The following is a 17,699-nucleotide window of genomic DNA, read 5'->3' on the forward strand; positions in this document are numbered from 1 at the left end:
AGGTCGTGCTCTACCAACTGAGCTATTCCCGCATTTCACATTGGTGAATGAGGCAACATTATACGAAAAAATTTATTCAACGCAAGCGCAGATTTCGCAAATGATTGAGTTTGCCTAAGTTTTCATCAACCCAGATTAATAAAGTGCTCACGGTAATAAGCTAACTCTTTAATTGATTCACGAATATCATCAAGAGCTAAATGAGTATTGCCTTTTTTAAATCCATCTAAAATTTCTGGTTTCCAGCGAGAAGCCAATTCTTTTAATGTACTGACATCCACATGACGATAGTGGAAATAATCGGCTAAATCAGGCATATATTTATAAAGAAAGCGTTTATCTTGTGCGATGCTGTTGCCACAAATCGGTGAAGCACCTTTCGGCACCCAGCGTTTTAAAAAATCTAATGTTTGTAATTCTGCTGCACGTTCAGTGAGTTTGCTCGCTTTAACACGGTCAACTAAGCCATTTGCTGTATGGGTTTTTACGCACCATTCCGACATTTTGTTTAATAATTCATCACTTTGATGAACTGCAATCACAGGTCCTTCAGCTAAAATATTAAGATCTTTATCGGTCACAATGGTCGCGATTTCAATAATGCGTTCTTTTTCAGGATCTAATCCTGTCATTTCTAAATCGATCCAAATCAGATTTTGTTTATCTAATTGCATAATATAAGGTATCCTATAAACATTTTTAATCCCGTTTATTTTAACGAAAAACATCGGAAAAAACGACCGCACTTTATGAGCAAACGTAAACTAACGCAAAATCAAACTCGTCGAATTCAATCAAATAACGCGAAAGCCTTGCATCGCCACAAGAAGAAAGAAGTGGAATGGCAAGATGATATGCTAGGTGAAAGCCAAGATGGGGTAGTCGTTACGCGTTATTCGGTTCATGCAGATGTAGAAAATGCACAAGGTGAAATTTTCCGTTGTAATTTACGTCGTACACTTTCTAGTCTCGTAGTTGGAGATAAAGTGATTTGGCGACAAGGCAACGAACAGCTTCAAGGTGTGAGTGGCGTGATTGAAGCCATTCACCCAAGACAAAATGAAATTGCTCGTCCAGATTATTATGATGGGTTGAAACCAATCGCGGCGAATATCGATCGTATTATTATTGTGTCTGCCGTTGTACCGGTACTTTCACTCAATATTATCGATCGTTATTTAGTGGTGTGTGAAAATGCAGGGATCGAACCTGTCATTGTGGTGAATAAAGGCGATTTACTGAATGCCGAGCAAGAGCAGGAAGTGGAAAGCCAGTTACAGATTTACCGTGATATTGGTTATCAGACCATCATCATTTCTGCTGAAACCGGAAAAAATATGGAAAAATTGACCGCACTTTTAAGTGATGGAACATCCATTTTTGTGGGGCAATCTGGGGTAGGCAAATCTAGCTTAATTAACCATATTTTACCGACAGTAAATGCACAAGTAGGCGGTATTAGTGAAACCTCAGGCTTGGGTCAACATACCACAACCTCTTCTCGTTTATACCATTTGCCACAAGGTGGTAATTTGATTGACTCACCAGGGATTCGTGAGTTTGGTTTATGGCATTTGGAGCCAGACCAAATCACCAAAGGCTATCGTGAATTTCAATATGTCTTAGGTACATGTAAATTCCGAGATTGTAAGCATTTGAACGATCCTGGCTGTGCATTACGTGAGGCTGTCGAAGCAGGTCGGATTTCAGCTATACGCTATGAGAATTATCATCGCCTCATTGAAAGCTTGAGTGAGACGAAATCACAGCGTCATTTTTCTGTGTAGTAGACAAATTACTGTAAATTAGGTATAAATTACCCCAAATTTCGTGACGTAGCTCAAGTTTTTTTGTGTTTAGCCTTGATTATTGGGCATTTAATAGAGATACTACAGCGGATTTATAGACTAAATTTTACAATTACTATAGAGGTAACATTATGTTCTCAAAAGATGTAGAAATTACAGCTCCTAATGGTTTACACACCCGTCCAGCGGCGCAATTTGTAAAAGAAGCGAAAGCATTTGCTTCTGATGTAACAGTGACCTCCGGTGGAAAAAGTGCAAGTGCGAAGAGCCTATTTAAGCTACAAACCTTAGGCTTGACGCAAGGAACTGTAATCACCATCTCGGCGGAAGGTGAAGACGAACAACAAGCCGTTGAACATTTAGTAGCATTAATTCCTACTTTAGAATAATTTACGATTAGCCATAGGATTTCTATTCTATGGCTATTGTTTATCTAACTTTTAATAAATTATCTCGGAAGGTAAAAGTATGATTACAGGTATTCCAGCGTCACCAGGTATTGTTTTTGGTAAAGCCTTAGTATTAAAAGAAGAAAAAATTGTTCTTGATACGCAAAAAATTTCAGAAGATCAAGTTGAGGCAGAAGTTGCCCGTTTTTATGCTGGTCGTGAAGCTGCTGTTGAGCAACTTAATTCTATTCATCAACGTGCATTAAAATCCTTAGGTGAAGAAAAAGCGGCCATCTTTGAAGGCCATTTAATGATCCTTGAAGATGAAGAGTTAGAAGAGGAAATTATTGATTATCTTCGTTCAAACAAAGTGAATGCGAGTGTGGCAGCAAGTAAAATCATCGATCAACAAGTTGAAATGTTGTCTGAAATTGATGATGAATACTTAAAAGAACGTGCGGGTGATATTCGTGATATCGGTAATCGTTTAATCAAAAATATTTTAGGTATGCACATCGTAGATCTTGGTGATATTACCGAAGAGTCTATCCTTGTGGCTTACGATTTAACTCCATCAGAAACTGCTCAATTAAACTTAGAAAAAGTATTAGGTTTTATCACTGATATTGGTGGTAGAACATCTCACACCTCAATTATGGCTCGTTCACTTGAATTGCCGGCCATTGTTGGGACAAATAATGTCACTGCGCGAGTGAATACCGGTGATTATCTTATTTTAGATGCCGTGAACAATCGTGTTTACGTGAATCCGACTCAAGCTGAAATCGATGAATTAAAAACACTAGAAGCAAAACTTGCTGAAGAAAAAGCAGAATTAGCGAAATTAAAAGATTTGCCTGCAGTGACCCTTGATGATCATAAAGTCGATGTGGTAGCCAATATTGGTACGATTCGTGATTGCGAAGGCGCACACCGTAATGGAGCAGAAGGGGTGGGTTTATACCGTACTGAATTCCTCTTTATGGATCGTGATCAATTACCGAGCGAAGAAGAGCAATTCATTGCTTATAAAGAAGTGGTTGAAGCAATGGAAGGGCGTCTAGTGGTATTACGTACCATGGATATCGGTGGTGACAAAGAGCTTCCATATTTAAATTTACCAAAAGAAATGAACCCATTCTTAGGATGGCGTGCGGTGCGTATTGCACTTGATCGTCGTGAGATTTTACACGCACAATTAAGAGCGGTATTACGTGCGTCTGCATTTGGTAAACTTGCCGTGATGTTCCCAATGATTATTTCGGTAGAAGAAATTCGCGAATTAAAATCTGTATTGGAAACCTTAAAAGCAGCATTACGTGCAGAAGGTAAAGCTTTTGATGAAAACATCCAAGTGGGTGTCATGGTTGAAACGCCATCTGCAGCGGTGAATGCGAAATTCTTAGCGAAAGAAGTGGATTTCTTTAGTATTGGTACAAACGACTTAACACAATATACCTTAGCTGTTGACCGCGGTAACGAATTGATTTCTCACTTATATAACCCAATGTCACCTTCAGTACTAGGATTGATCAAACAAGTGATTGATGCCTCTCATGCTGAAGGTAAATGGACGGGGATGTGTGGTGAGTTAGCCGGTGATGAACGCGCGACCTTATTGTTACTCGGTATGGGCTTAGATGAATTTAGTATGAGTGCAATTTCTGTACCACGTATTAAAAAATTAATTCGTCATGTGAATTATCAAGAGGTGAAAGCCTTAGCTGATGAAGCATTACAAAAACCAACTGCTACTGAAATTGAGCAATTAATTCAAGCTTTTTTAGCAGAAAAATCGTTAAACTAGATACAAAAACAGAGTTTTACGTTAAAATACTAGCCATCTTTAATAGATAGGAGATTAAAATGGGCTTATTTGACAAATTATTTGGTTCAAAAGAAAACAAAACAGTGGAAGTCGAAATTTATGCGCCACTTTCTGGTGAGATTGTGAATATCGAAGATGTACCAGATGTTGTTTTCTCTGAAAAAATCGTGGGTGATGGTATCGCAATTCGTCCAACAGGTAACAAAATTGTGGCGCCTGTTGATGGTGTAATTGGTAAAATTTTTGAAACTAATCACGCGTTTTCAATGGAATCAAAAGAGGGTGTTGAATTATTCGTTCACTTCGGTATTGATACCGTTGAATTAAAAGGTGAAGGATTCACTCGCATCGCACAAGAAGGTCAAAGCGTAAAACGCGGCGACACAGTAATCGAATTTGATTTAGCAACATTAGAATCAAAAGCAAAATCAGTTTTAACACCTGTTGTTATCTCTAATATGGATGAAATTTCATCTATCGAGAAAAAATCAGGTGAAGTGATTGCTGGAGAATCTGTTGTTTTAAGTTTAACAAAATAAGATTTATAGACTAAAAGATCCGCTTTAAATAAGCGGATTTTTTTATCCTTATTCTTTTTAAAGAAGGTAAAGATGATTTATCGATTAACTGGCCAAGTGCAGCATTATGCATGGGGCGGAAAAAACTATATTGCATCATTGATTGGATTAAATTCAGCGGAAGATCAACCTTGTGCGGAGTGGTGGTTAGGCGCACATCCATCAGCACCTTCTGAAGTTGAGAATGTAACAGGTAAACAATCCCTTATTGAATTTTTATCGCAAAATCCGACCGCACTAGGGCAAGCAAGCCGCCAGCAATTTGGTGATGAACTGCCTTATTTGTTAAAGATTTTAGATGTTGAAAAGCCGTTGTCGATTCAATTACACCCAACGAAAGCGCAAGCTGAAAAGGGCTTTGAGGCTGAAAATGCAAAAGGTGTATCACTCACTGATAACACACGGATTTATAAAGACCGAAACCACAAGCCTGAAATGATGATGGCCTTATCAGATTTTTGGCTTTTACACGGTTTTAAAACAAAGGATCAAATTCTTGCGACATTAAATGCACGCCCCTCTTTGCAACCTTTGGCTGAAAAATTAGGTAAGCAAAGCCTTGCTGAATTTTATGCAGATGTGATGTTGGCGGATCAATCAACGCTCGCAAATTGGCTATTACCTATTATTGAAGCCAACCAACAGCCTTATAAAAATGGTGAGTTGACGCTAGATAATCCTGATTATTGGGTGCTTTATACCATGGAAGCCATGGCGATTTCACCTGAAAAATTAGATGCCGGCTTGGTATGTTTTTATCTCTTTAATATCGTACATTTGAAAGAAGGGGAAGGTATTTTCCAGGATGCAGGGATTCCTCATGCTTATCTTCGCGGACAAAACGTGGAGTTAATGGCCTGTTCTGATAATGTGATTCGTGGTGGATTAACACCAAAATATGTCGATATTGTCGAATTATTAAAAATTGTAGATTGTCGCGAAGTAACACCTCAAATTATCTCAGCCGCACCTCAAAATCAGTCAGAATTTACTTATAAAACGCCAGTAAACGATTTTGCTTTAGCTCAAATTCGTGTTGAATCACAACAACATACTGAATTGAGTCTTCAAAGTGCAGGCATTTTATTGGTGATGCAAGGTGAGCTAAAAATACAAGAAAAATCAACCGCACTTACGTTGAAGCAAGGTGAGTCAGCATTCATTACAGCGGATTCTAACGTTAAGATAATGAGTGAAAAAGGCGGTTATGCCTTCTTGGCAAAATTGCCATAAAAATTAATGTGATAAGTATCACGATTTGTGAACTTATCGCTAGATTAATCGACGATTTTAGGTATAGTGGGCGTCATTCAGGCGCCCTTTTTTATGTGTCTAAATTGCATTGGGAGTTTTTATGTTGTTGCCTCGCTATTTTGAAGATCCGCAAACCTTACATGTGAATACCACACCACATCATGCTTATTTTATTCCTTTTTCTTCAGCAGAAAGTGCGGTCAAAAAGACACGAGAATTTTCCCCTTACTTTACCTTACTAAATGGTGAATGGGATTTTGCTTATTTTGAAAGCTATACTCACTTGCCTCAAGATTTCCTTCATATTTCATTTACAGATAAAATCCCCATTCCTTCCAATTGGCAAAATCATGGTTACGATAATCATCAATATACAAATGTAAATTATCCTTTCCCTTTTGATCCCCCTTATGTACCCATTGAAAATCCTTGTGGTTTATATCATCGAATCTTTAATGTCGAAATCAATGCAGGAAAACGGTATCTCTTAAATTTTGAAGGGGTAGACAGTTGTTTATTTGTCTATGTGAATCAACAATTTGTGGGCTACAGCCAAATTAGTCATTGCACCAGTGAATTTGATATCACTGACTTTTTACAACAAGGGGAAAATCATTTACATGTTCTCGTGTTGAAATGGTGTGATGGCAGTTATTTGGAAGACCAAGACAAATTCCGAATGTCTGGTATTTTTCGAGATGTTTATCTATTAGAGCGAGAAAAAAATTACTTACAAGATTTCTTCATTCAAATGCAATTGAATCAAGAGTTTACTAAAGCTCAATTACATGTAGCCTGTCAGTTTGCAGAACGAGAACAACCCATTTCTTGGCAATTATGTGATCCTCAAGGCAAATTGATAACAGAACAAAAAGGACACGTATTTCATGCTGAAATTGAAAATGCACAATTATGGCATGCGGAGAACCCTCGTTTATACACGTTGATTTTGCAATATGGCTCAGAAGTGATTTGCCAAAAGGTCGGCTTGCGTCATATTGAAGTGAAGAATGGCGTCATGCTATTTAATGGGCAAGCCATTAAGTTTAAAGGTGTGAATCGTCATGATAGCGATCCGAAAACGGGTTATGTCATCAGTCGAGAACAAGCGTTGCAAGATTTACGCTTAATGAAACAGCATAATTTTAATGCTATTCGCACAGCGCACTATCCGAATGCACCTTGGTTTACTGAATTGTGTGATGAATATGGCTTTTATGTGATTGCGGAAAGTGATATCGAATCACACGGCACGAATGCAGTCTATGTCGAGTCGCCAGAAACAAGTATTTTGTTAGGGGTAAAAACAGAGATTGATCAGGAAGCAATTCGTCAAAAAACAATCGACAATTATTGCTATATGGCTCGAAGCCCTGAATTTAATCAAGCCATTTTAGACCGCACTTATGCCAATGTTGAGCGAGATAAAAATCGTCCTTCTGTTGTGATTTGGTCATTGGGAAATGAAAGTGGCTACGGTGAGAATTTTGAGCAAGCGGCCGCTTGGGTAAAACAACGCGATCCAAGTCGCTTAGTGCATTATGAAAATGCGATCTTTCAACATTCAGCGCATCAAAATGACACATCCAATTTAGATTTTCATAGCGAAATGTACACCAGCACGGAAGAATTGGATGCTTATTTTGCCGATACCCAAAATCAAAAGCCGTATCTTTTCTGTGAATATTTGCATGCGATGGGGAATTCTTGCGGGGATACGGAAGATTATTTCCAATCTATGGAACGACATGCTGGTGCTTGTGGTGGCTTTGTGTGGGAGTGGTGCAATCATTCGCCTTATTTGCCAAATTCAAACAGAATGGGGTATGGCGGGGATTTTAATGACACGCCGAATGACGGTAATTTTTGTGCTGATGGATTAGTGACGGCTGATCGTCAAATACAAAGCAATTTGTTGGAATACAAAAATGTGTATCGTCCACTTCGCGCTACCTTAAAAAATGGTCATATTGAACTCAAAAATTATTTGGATTTTACGGATGCGGCAGAGGCCATTTCGATTCATTATCAAATCACTGAGGACTTTTCGGTTGTACAAGAAGGCCAAATGAATGATTCAAAAATTGCGCCAAAATCAACTGCCCTTTTGCCTTTAACATTGCCAGCAACTCACGGTGCGTTACAAATTTTGACCTTGACCTATCATCAAAAAACAGAAACGGGCTTGATTCCCCGAGGGCACAGTTTAGGATTTGATCAGATTATTTTGTCGGCGCAAGCACATTTATTCGCTAATGAGCTCAAATCAAATCTCCAACCGATTTCTGTTTCAAAACATGCCAATTTAATTTCAATTAAAGCGGCAGATATTGAATACCAGTTTGATCAATATAAAGGCACCATTCAACAAATTCGCAAAGCGGGCGAGCCGTGGTTGAATCAAGCTGCCGATTTTAATATTTGGCGAGCTCCTTTAGATAATGATAGTTTAATGAAAGCACATTGGCTTGCAGCAGGTTACGATCGTGCGATGAGTCGAGTCTATGATTACCGTGTAATTGAGCAGGAAAGTGCGGTTGAAATTACCTTTAAATTAGGATTGGTTGCCGTATCAAAAGCGCGAATTTTGACATTGAATGTGGTGTATCGTATTGAGCAAAATGGGTTGCTTCACATCAATATTCATGCTGAAAAACAACCACACTTGCCATTCTTACCACGCTTTGGTTTGCGTTTTTTCCTTAACCAAGGATTCAATCAAGTGGAGTATGTAGGCTATGGCCCAACGGAAAGTTATCTGGATAAACATCATGCCACGGCTTTCGGTCGTTATAAGACAACGCCAGAAAGCAATCATGTACCTTATTTAAAACCACAAGAAAATGGCAGTCACTATGGTTGTCATGAAGTGAAGGTGGCGAATTCGGCTGATTACTTTACCGTGCAAAGTGATATGCCTTTTAGTATGAATGTTTCCCCTTATTCTCAAGAAGAATTGTGCAGTAAAAAGCACCAATATGATTTGGAAAAAAGTGGCAGTACGATCTTGTGTGTGGATTACAAAATGAGTGGGGTTGGCTCCAATTCTTGTGGACCTGCGTTAAAGGAACAATATCGTTTGAATGAAACGGAATGGGATTGGTCTATTTTGTTGCAAATTGAATAAGATGAAATAAAAAAGTGCGGTTAAAATTAACCGCACTTTTATGTTTTAGCAAAAATTAAGCAACAACGTTAAATTGTTCTTTCATTAATGCTTCGAAATCAGTGCAACCGCCGATTGGTTTTTCATCGATAAAGATTTGTGGCACAGTTTCCACTTCTTTACCTACAGATTTTGATAAATCTGCTTTAGAAATACCTTCAGCGATAATATCTACATAGCGATAATCGAAATCCGCTACTTCACCTTTTAATTTTTCAGCAAGGTTTTTTGCACGTACACAATAAGGGCAGCCAGGACGACCAAAAATAACTACGAACATAAAATTTTCCTTTTATTTAAACAAAATTCCTAATGATTTTACTCTATTTCCACAAAAGCAGAAATCATTTTTCAGGATTATTGTGATTGGTGTAATATATCAACTATTCTTTTCCTAAGGGTATAACTGAATGAAATTATTGATGCTTTGCCGCGAGCCTCGCCTTTATAGCTGCCAGCGTTTAAAAGAAACAGCAGAAAGTTGCGGGCATCAAATGGATATTTTGGATCCTAATCGTTGCATTTTAAAACTCGACAAAAATCAACCGCACTTTTCTTTGTATTATCAACAAAATGCAGAAAGTGAGCCTTATTTATTGCCCGATTACGATGCGGTGATACCACGTTTTGGGACGGCAAGTACCCAAATGGGCTGTGCCGTATTGCGTCATTTCCAAGGAAAAGGTGTCTATTGCCTTAATAAAGAACAGGCATTTTTAGTCGCACGCGATAAATGGCGTAGTTTGCAGATGTTATTAGAGCAAGGTATTGCAGTACCGAGTTCAGTCTTATCGGGTTGTGAAGTTGAGCCGAAACAAGCCATTAAGCAAACAACCTCCCCAATGATTATTAAAACCTTAAAAGGATCACAAGGTATTGGTGTGATCTTAGCCGAACGTCCACAAAGTGCGGTTAGTATTTTAGAAACGTTAAAAGATGCGAATGTGCCTGTTTTATTGCAATATTTTGTAGAAGAGGCTAAAGGGACTGATATTCGCTGTTTTGTGATCGGTGATAAAGTCGTCGCCACAATGCAACGTATTGGGCAAGATGGCGAGTTTCGTGCAAATTTTCACCGTGGTGGCACAGCAGAAAAAGTTAAACTCACTGAAGAGGAAAAATCCATTGCCATTCGAGCCACTAAAGCCTTAAGGCTTGTTGTAGCTGGTGTTGATTTGATTCGTTCAAAAGAAGGGTTATTGGTGCTGGAAGTAAATGCTAGCCCAGGGTTAGAAATGATTGAGAAAACCAGTGGCATTGATATTGCATTGCAGATGATCTTGTTTTTAGAACAGCAAGTGAAACAATAAAAGAAAAGGGCGAACCATATTATCTTCGCCCTTGTTGTTTATCCTTTTGTGTCTTGTTTAAAATCGTAATTTGGTGGTAATTCCGGCATCGTATTTTCTTCATCAAAAGACTCGCTTGCTGGTTGATGTTGAAATTCTTTGCTATCGTGAGCCGGTTTTTCTTTACCTAATAATTGCGGTTGTAATTTGATAAAACTACTTTTGTCTGAAAGCCATACATCAATAAACGCTTGTGTAAATTTTTGATCGAATTCGTGATCTAACACCGTGTCATTTAATACAAAATAGCCTTTATCCGATAAAGCAACAAAATTTAAGATGTCGTTTGGTGAAAAATCAGGGAAGATTTCCTGCATTTTTTTGAGCCATGCAGTAGTGTCATCTTTACTTAAATTTTGTGATTCCATTTCTTTGGTTAAAGCAATGGCGAAGTTTTTTCCTTCTACTGGTTTTTCATATTTAATCGAAAACATTAATGGACGTTCATTTTTTTCATAGGAACCCGTTTCAGAATATAAGCCGACAGTGTAAACATGGAATGGCCCCCATGTATATTCAGCATTGCCGACAGGTTGCCATTGGGCAAAAAGTGCGGTGGAAAATAAGGCTGAAATAGCAGCAATAATAAATTTCAGTTTCATAGTTTTTTTCATATCAAAAATATTGCCGTGATTATAACAAAAAAGCCCTCTAAAAAAACACAAATAAAAAGGCAGGAATACCTGCCTTTGACATCAAATTATTGGGGGAGTTTATTTTAAGCTACCCACCATATCTTCTGGACGAACCCATTTGTCGAAATCTTCGGCTGAAACTAAGCCTAAGTTAATCGCTTCTTCACGTAAGGTTGTACCGTTTTTGTGTGCAGTTTTCGCAATTTTCGCTGCATTTTCGTAACCAATGTGTGTATTAAGTGCGGTTACTAACATCAATGAATTTTCCAATTGTTGTTTAATGCGTGGGTAGTTTGGTTGAATACCGGTTGCACAGTGCTCATCAAATGATACGCAAGCATCACCCAATAATTGTGCAGATTGTAAGAAATTCGCCACCATTACAGGGTTAAATACGTTTAATTGGAAGTGACCTTGTGAGCCAACAAATGCGATAGTGGTATCGTTACCGAATACTTGCGCACATACCATGGTTAACGCTTCACATTGAGTTGGGTTCACTTTACCCGGCATGATTGAAGAACCTGGTTCATTTTCAGGAATTAAGATTTCACCGATACCAGAACGTGGGCCTGATGCTAATAAACGAATGTCGTTTGCAATTTTGAATAAGCTCATCGCTAATTGTTTAATTGCACCGTGAGTTTCAACGATTGCATCGTGTGCAGCTAACGCTTCAAATTTGTTTTCCGCAGTCACAAATGGTAAGCCGGTGAATTGTGCGATGTAATCCGCCACTTTCACATCATAGCCTTTTGGTGTGTTCAAACCTGTACCTACTGCAGTACCACCAAGTGCTAATTGGCTTAAGTGTGGAAGAGTGTTTTTAAGTGCACGTAAACCGAAATCTAATTGTGCAGCATAAGCAGAGAACTCTTGGCCTAATGTTAATGGAGTGGCATCCATTAAGTGAGTACGACCAATTTTTACTACATCTTTAAATGCAGCTGATTTTTGTGCGAAAGTTTTTTGTAAACGTTCTACGCAAGGAATGGTGTGTTCAACCACTTTTTTGTATGCCGCAATATGCATTGCAGTTGGGAAGGTATCGTTTGAAGATTGTGATTTGTTTACATCATCATTTGGGTGAACGAAAGATTTTTCGCCTAATTTACCACCATGTAAAACGTGAGCACGGTTTGCCACCACTTCATTCACGTTCATGTTTGATTGTGTACCTGAACCGGTTTGCCAAATGACTAACGGGAATTGGTCGTCTAATTTTCCTGCAAGGATTTCATCACAGGCGGTTGCGATTAAATCACGCTTCTCTGCAGGTAATACACCTAAATCACAGTTTGCGAAAGCAGCGGCTTTTTTCAAATAACCGAACGCTTCAATAATTTCGTGCGGCATAGAAGCTGCCGGACCAATTTTGAAGTTGTTGCGAGAACGTTCGGTTTGTGCTGCCCAGTATTTGTCTGCGGGAACTTGAACTTCGCCCATAGTGTCTTTTTCAATACGAAATGCCATGTGATACTCCTATCATCGAAAATAAAAATAAATCTTGAAAATTCTAACACCTACGAATTATGAATGGAATGTAACATAAAGGTTAAAAGTTACTTTTGTGATGTAGATCATAAAAGTGCGGTAAAAAATTTCCGTGTTTTTTCTATTTACTTTAATCGCCTTGTTGATGATTTATTTTTTGCTGCTTTTTTGATAAAATCCGCCAGTTTACAAAACGATAAATGGAGAAGTCGCAATCATGGCAAAAAACGCACAATTTTATCTCTTAAATCCAGAAAAGAAGATAACAGTTGAGCAACTTGCCTGTGATCTTGCTGCTCAAGCGTGGCGTTTAGGCAAGCGAGTTTTAATCGCGTGCGAAACAGAAGAGCAAGCATTTTTAATTGATGAAGCATTATGGCAACGGGATCCAAATGAGTTTGTTCCTCATAATCTTTCAGGCGAAGCAACACAATATGCTCCGCCAATTGAGATTAGTTGGAAAGGCAAACGCAATGCCCAACGTCGAGATTTGCTGATCAATTTACAAATGGAAGTGCCGGATTTTAGCCACAGCTTTACGCAATTAATTGATTTTGTACCGGTAGAAGAAACGCAAAAAGCCCAAGCGCGTGAACGTTATAAAATTCTTCGTTCGCAAGGTTGGACGCTTTCTACTGAAAACACTTAATCTTTTTAACTTTAAAACCTAGGAAATTAACATGAATTTAAACGCTAAAGTGGCTTTAAGCCTTATTCTTGGCGCAAGCACCTTATTATCTGCTTGTGACAATAAAGAAAATACCTCAACCCAAGTTGAGAAAGCAGTAAGAATCCCTGCACCAACAGAAAAAGCAGAAAGTGCGGTTGAAAAATCAAAAGAATTAGTGGCTGAAACTAAATCAGCCGAAAAAGTCGCTGAGAAAACAGAAAGCACAGACGTTAAAAAAGCAGATGTAAAATCTGATGCAGTAAAAGCCGAAGTTAAAAAAGAGGCGAAAGCGGATGATGTGGCAGAAAAAGTATCTGAGAAAAAAGAAACGGTTGTAGCGCAACAAGTGGCAACGGCTCAGAAACCACGCGTAATTCCTGCTGAAAAAGCATCGAAAGAAAGTGCTAAGCATAAACAGAAAAAAGCGGTATTGAATGTGTTAGAAAAGCAATATAAACAAGTTCGTTGTTCTGCTGATGCGAAAAACTTAAGCGGTGATAGTTTCTGCCGTCAAGAAGAACGCCGTTTATTCTTAGAAATTCAACGTATTAAAGATGAATTAAGAGGGATTAAGGCATAATCTCACTCTTACCCATATGAGGGCGTGATCAATTTGCCCTCAAAATTAAAAAATAGATTTTTTGTGACCGCACTTTATGAACGATATTACCTTTTATCAACGGTTCGAAGCTGATATTCTCGCCGGGCGTAAAGCTATCACCATTCGGGATAAATCCGAAAGCCATTTTAAAGTAGGCGATATTTTGCGTGTTGGGCGGTTTGAAAATAATCAATATTTCTGCACCATTGAAGTGTTAAGTGTATCGCCGATTACTTTTGATGAACTGACGGAGCAGCATGCGGCACAGGAAAATATGAGTTTGGCGGAATTGAAAGAGGTGATTAAGGCGATTTATCCTAGTGAAGATAAGTTCGTATTAATCAATTTTAAGATAAAATAATCAGAGGGAATCATGCATATAAAATATATTAGACTTATTTTATTGCTTCCTATTTTTCAGTCGTTGTCTGCATGTCTTAGTTTCGATGGGATATATCCGAAGTATAAAGATTATGCAGGTAGTGACTATGGCACATTAAGTGTAAAAAATTACGCAACTCATCTTATAACTATTTATAAGAAAGATGATGTTAAGCAATGTTTAGTACAAGATGGCCCTCGAAGAGTTTTAGTTTTACGTGAGCTTTTTCTACCTGATTTTCAAAATGGAGTATTTAATAATTCACCATTTAAAGACTCCGAAAAATATTTATCTGAAAGTAGAGTAAAGGCTGGATCCTATGTGCAATTAACAAAAAGATCTAATAATTCCAATATAAGCTCTCAAACTTTTAAATTTATTATTGAGAATAAAGGGTATTATTATTTTCAACGAATAGCTAATAAACCTATACCAATTTTAAAGATGGATGAGGATATTAATGAGATTTTCTATCTTTTGCCGGATAAAAATGGGACTTATAAAAAGGATACCTATAGTGAAACAACAAAGAGACATTATACATTAGATGGATTACTCAGCGAAAACGATACTATTATTCGTTATAAGAATGAAATTCCCGCAAAAAAATGGGATCTTCCTGAATGTGAGTAGTTAGATTGTAAGTTAGTTAAAGAGAAAATAAATGACACAAAAATTCGAAATGGCAGACCGTTTTAATCCGTCTGCGGTAGAACAAGCCCTTTATCAACATTGGGAAGAGAGCGGTTATTTTAAACCGTCTGAAAATGAAAACGCGCCGAGCTATTGCATTGCAATTCCGCCACCGAATGTAACAGGTTCTTTACATATGGGACACGCGTTCCAACAAACCTTAATGGATACCTTAATCCGTTTTAATCGTATGGAAGGGCATAATACCTTATGGCAAGCAGGGACAGACCACGCGGGTATTGCGACCCAAATGGTGGTAGAGCGTAAAATTGCGGCTGAAGAAGGCAAAACACGCCATGATTATGGCCGTGAAGCGTTCATCAACAAAATTTGGGATTGGAAAGCCTATTCTGGTGGCACAATTAGCCAACAAATGCGCCGTTTAGGTAACTCAATCGACTGGGAACGTGAGCGTTTCACTATGGACGATGGTTTATCCAACGCGGTAAAAGAAGTGTTTGTGCGCTTGCACGAAGAAGGTTTGATTTACCGTGGCAAACGCTTGGTAAACTGGGATCCAAAGCTCCACACCGCAATTTCTGATTTAGAAGTAGAAAACAAAGAGAGCAAAGGTTCTCTTTGGCATTTCCGTTATCCGTTAGCAAACGGTGCAAAAACAGCAGATGGTAAAGATTATTTAGTGGTGGCAACCACACGTCCGGAAACCATGTTGGGCGATACAGCTGTTGCAGTGCATCCTGAAGATGAGCGTTACCAATCTTTAATCGGTAAAACCGTGGTTCTGCCATTGGCAAACCGTGAAATTCCAATTATTGCCGATGAATATGTAGATCGTGAATTTGGTACTGGTGTGGTGAAAATCACCCCTGCGCATGACTTTAACGACTACGAAGTGGGTAAACGTCACAGCTTGCCGATGGTTAACGTATTAACCTTAAACGCAGATATTCGTGATGAAGCCGAAATTATTGGTACTGACGGCAAACCACTTGCAGGATATGAAGCGACTATTCCTGCGGATTATCGAGGCTTAGAGCGTTTTGTTGCACGTAAGAAAATTGTGGCAGATTTTGAAGCGTTAGGTTTATTAGACGAAATTAAACCGCATGATTTGAAAGTGCCTTACGGCGACCGTGGCGGCGTGCCAATCGAGCCAATGCTAACTGACCAATGGTATGTGAGCGTGAAACCGCTTGCTGATGTCGCAATTAAAGCGGTGGAAGACGGCGAAATCCAATTCGTACCGAAACAATATGAAAACCTTTACTTCTCTTGGATGCGCGATATTCAAGACTGGTGTATCTCTCGCCAACTTTGGTGGGGGCACCGTATTCCTGCGTGGTATGACGTAGAAGGCAACGTGTATGTCGCACGCAACGAAGAAGAAGTGCGGTCAAAATACAACTTAGATTCTGCGGTTGAACTCAAACAGGATGAAGACGTATTAGACACGTGGTTCTCATCAGGCTTATGGACGTTCTCCACTTTAGGTTGGCCAGAGCAAACCAAAGAGCTCAAAATGTTCCACCCAACGGATGTGTTAATCACCGGTTTTGACATCATCTTCTTCTGGGTTGCGCGTATGATTATGTTTACGATGCACTTCGTGAAAGATGAAAATGGCAAACCACAAGTACCATTCAAAACGGTGTATGTAACAGGCTTAATTCGTGATGAGCAAGGCCAAAAAATGTCGAAATCGAAAGGTAACGTACTTGACCCAATCGATATGATTGACGGTATCAGCCTTGAAGATTTACTTGAAAAACGTACCGGCAACATGATGCAACCGCAATTGGCAGAGAAAATTGCTAAAGCGACTCGCAAAGAATTCGCAGAGGGCATTGCCGCTCACGGTACAGACGCATTACGTTTCACATTAGCGGCATTAGCTTCAAACGGTCGTGATATCAACTGGGATATGAAACGTTTAGAAGGCTACCGTAACTTCTGTAATAAATTGTGGAATGCAAGCCGTTTCGTCTTAACAAATGAAAAATTAGATTTAAGCGAAGGCGAGATCGAATTCTCATTAGCGGATCGTTGGATTCAATCAGAATTCAACCGCACAGTGGAAACTTTCCGTAACTCATTAAGCCAATATCGTTTTGACCTTTGTGCTAATGCGATTTATGAGTTTACTTGGAACCAATTCTGTGACTGGTATTTAGAATTAACTAAACCGGTATTTGCAAACGGCAATGCAGCACAAATTCGTGCGGCAAGCCAAACCTTGGTTCATGTGTTAGAAAAATTATTACGTTTATCACATCCGCTTATTCCATTTATTACCGAAGAAATTTGGCAAAAAGTGAAAGGATTTGTGGGCATTACAGCTGATAGCATTATGCTACAACCATTCCCGAAAGTGGAAGAGAACGGTTTTGATCCAGAAGCAGAAGCTGAGATTGAGTGGTTAAAAGAAGTGATCGTTGCGGTACGTAACATCCGTGCAGAAAGCAACATCGCACCAAGCAAAGGTTTAGATCTGTTATTCCGTAATTTAAGCGCAGAAAACGCAAAAATTCTCGAAAAACAGACCGCTCTTTTAAAAGCCATGGCGAAATTAGACAACGTTCAAGTGTTAGCAGCAAACGAAACAGCACCACTTGCGGTAGCAAAACTCGTCGGTAATGCAGAATTGCTCGTACCAATGGCAGGCTTTATCAATAAGGAAGCAGAGCTTGCCCGTTTAACCAAAGAGATTGAAAAATATCAAAATGAAGTTAAACGTATCGAGAACAAACTTAGCAATGAAGCTTTTGTGGCTAAAGCACCTGAAGCGGTGATTGCGAAAGAACGCGAAAAACAAGCGGAATACCAATCTGGATTAGAAAAGATCCAAGAGCAGTATAAAGCGATTGAAGCGTTGTAGTTTTAAAAAGAGGTAA

The 17,699-nt window shown here is 38.9% G+C and carries 16 protein-coding genes; 12 read left to right on the top strand and 4 right to left on the bottom strand.

Annotated features, from left to right (window positions below; all coding sequences use genetic code 11):
- Window positions 1-125 precede the first annotated feature (125 nt).
- Window positions 126-674: an oligoribonuclease gene (gene orn, locus HMPREF2750_RS00295; RefSeq protein ID WP_049370207.1), complete on the bottom strand. Its 549-nt coding sequence runs from the start codon at window positions 672-674 to the stop codon at window positions 126-128.
- Between the two features lie 75 nt (window positions 675-749).
- Here orn and rsgA point away from each other — a divergent pair, with 75 nt between their 5' ends.
- The 6 genes from rsgA to HMPREF2750_RS00325 all read left to right on the top strand — a co-directional run bounded on the left by rsgA (window position 750) and on the right by HMPREF2750_RS00325 (window position 8,984).
- The gene (rsgA, locus tag HMPREF2750_RS00300) at window positions 750-1,787 is read left to right on the top strand and encodes a small ribosomal subunit biogenesis GTPase RsgA (RefSeq protein WP_049384500.1); all 1,038 of its coding nucleotides are present in this window, start codon (window positions 750-752) and stop codon (window positions 1,785-1,787) included.
- Between the two features lie 152 nt (window positions 1,788-1,939).
- Window positions 1,940-2,197, top strand: coding sequence for a phosphocarrier protein Hpr (gene ptsH / locus HMPREF2750_RS00305; protein ID WP_005695633.1), 258 nt, complete (start codon window positions 1,940-1,942; stop codon window positions 2,195-2,197).
- 79 nt (window positions 2,198-2,276) lie between these two features.
- Entirely contained in the window at window positions 2,277-4,004 is a 1,728-nt protein-coding gene (ptsI, locus tag HMPREF2750_RS00310; protein WP_049384499.1) for a phosphoenolpyruvate-protein phosphotransferase PtsI, read from the top strand.
- A 59-nt stretch (window positions 4,005-4,063) separates the two neighbouring features.
- Window positions 4,064-4,564 (top strand): PTS glucose transporter subunit IIA, encoded by a 501-nt coding sequence (gene crr / locus HMPREF2750_RS00315; RefSeq protein ID WP_049366136.1) that lies wholly within the window; start codon window positions 4,064-4,066, stop codon window positions 4,562-4,564.
- 72 nt (window positions 4,565-4,636) lie between these two features.
- Window positions 4,637-5,836, top strand: coding sequence for a mannose-6-phosphate isomerase, class I (gene manA, locus HMPREF2750_RS00320; protein ID WP_070582142.1), 1,200 nt, complete (start codon window positions 4,637-4,639; stop codon window positions 5,834-5,836).
- Between the two features lie 121 nt (window positions 5,837-5,957).
- Entirely contained in the window at window positions 5,958-8,984 is a 3,027-nt protein-coding gene (locus HMPREF2750_RS00325) for a glycoside hydrolase family 2 TIM barrel-domain containing protein (RefSeq protein WP_070582143.1), read from the top strand.
- A gap of 55 nt (window positions 8,985-9,039) precedes the next feature.
- On the opposite strand, the gene HMPREF2750_RS00330 is transcribed toward HMPREF2750_RS00325, so the two are convergent.
- On the bottom strand, window positions 9,040-9,303 hold the full coding sequence (locus tag HMPREF2750_RS00330) for a GrxA family glutaredoxin (RefSeq protein ID WP_005695639.1): 264 nt from the start codon (window positions 9,301-9,303) through the stop codon (window positions 9,040-9,042).
- A gap of 130 nt (window positions 9,304-9,433) precedes the next feature.
- On the opposite strand from HMPREF2750_RS00330, the gene HMPREF2750_RS00335 reads away from it, so the two are divergent.
- Window positions 9,434-10,333 (top strand): RimK family alpha-L-glutamate ligase, encoded by a 900-nt coding sequence (locus HMPREF2750_RS00335; protein WP_070582144.1) that lies wholly within the window; start codon window positions 9,434-9,436, stop codon window positions 10,331-10,333.
- Between the two features lie 38 nt (window positions 10,334-10,371).
- On the opposite strand, the gene HMPREF2750_RS00340 is transcribed toward HMPREF2750_RS00335, so the two are convergent.
- Entirely contained in the window at window positions 10,372-10,974 is a 603-nt protein-coding gene (locus HMPREF2750_RS00340) for a chalcone isomerase family protein (RefSeq protein WP_070582145.1), read from the bottom strand.
- Between the two features lie 111 nt (window positions 10,975-11,085).
- The gene (gene fumC / locus HMPREF2750_RS00345; protein ID WP_070582146.1) at window positions 11,086-12,480 is read right to left on the bottom strand and encodes a class II fumarate hydratase; all 1,395 of its coding nucleotides are present in this window, start codon (window positions 12,478-12,480) and stop codon (window positions 11,086-11,088) included.
- Between the two features lie 238 nt (window positions 12,481-12,718).
- Between fumC and HMPREF2750_RS00350 the strand changes: the two genes are divergently transcribed.
- From HMPREF2750_RS00350 to valS, 5 genes are all read left to right on the top strand, one after another.
- Window positions 12,719-13,150, top strand: coding sequence for a DNA polymerase III subunit chi (locus HMPREF2750_RS00350; RefSeq protein ID WP_049355404.1), 432 nt, complete (start codon window positions 12,719-12,721; stop codon window positions 13,148-13,150).
- A 31-nt stretch (window positions 13,151-13,181) separates the two neighbouring features.
- Window positions 13,182-13,751, top strand: coding sequence for an SPFH domain-containing protein (locus HMPREF2750_RS00355; protein WP_070582147.1), 570 nt, complete (start codon window positions 13,182-13,184; stop codon window positions 13,749-13,751).
- A gap of 76 nt (window positions 13,752-13,827) precedes the next feature.
- Window positions 13,828-14,133, top strand: a complete 306-nt coding sequence (gene yqfB / locus HMPREF2750_RS00360; protein ID WP_070582148.1) for a N(4)-acetylcytidine aminohydrolase — start codon at window positions 13,828-13,830, stop codon at window positions 14,131-14,133.
- 12 nt (window positions 14,134-14,145) lie between these two features.
- Entirely contained in the window at window positions 14,146-14,787 is a 642-nt protein-coding gene (locus HMPREF2750_RS00365) for a hypothetical protein (protein WP_070582149.1), read from the top strand.
- Window positions 14,788-14,818: 31 nt separating this feature from the next.
- Window positions 14,819-17,683, top strand: a complete 2,865-nt coding sequence (gene valS / locus HMPREF2750_RS00370; protein ID WP_070582150.1) for a valine--tRNA ligase — start codon at window positions 14,819-14,821, stop codon at window positions 17,681-17,683.
- Window positions 17,684-17,699: the final 16 nt, after the last annotated feature.

This window comes from Haemophilus sp. HMSC066D02, assembly GCF_001810545.1.
Classification (GTDB): domain Bacteria; phylum Pseudomonadota; class Gammaproteobacteria; order Enterobacterales; family Pasteurellaceae; genus Haemophilus_D.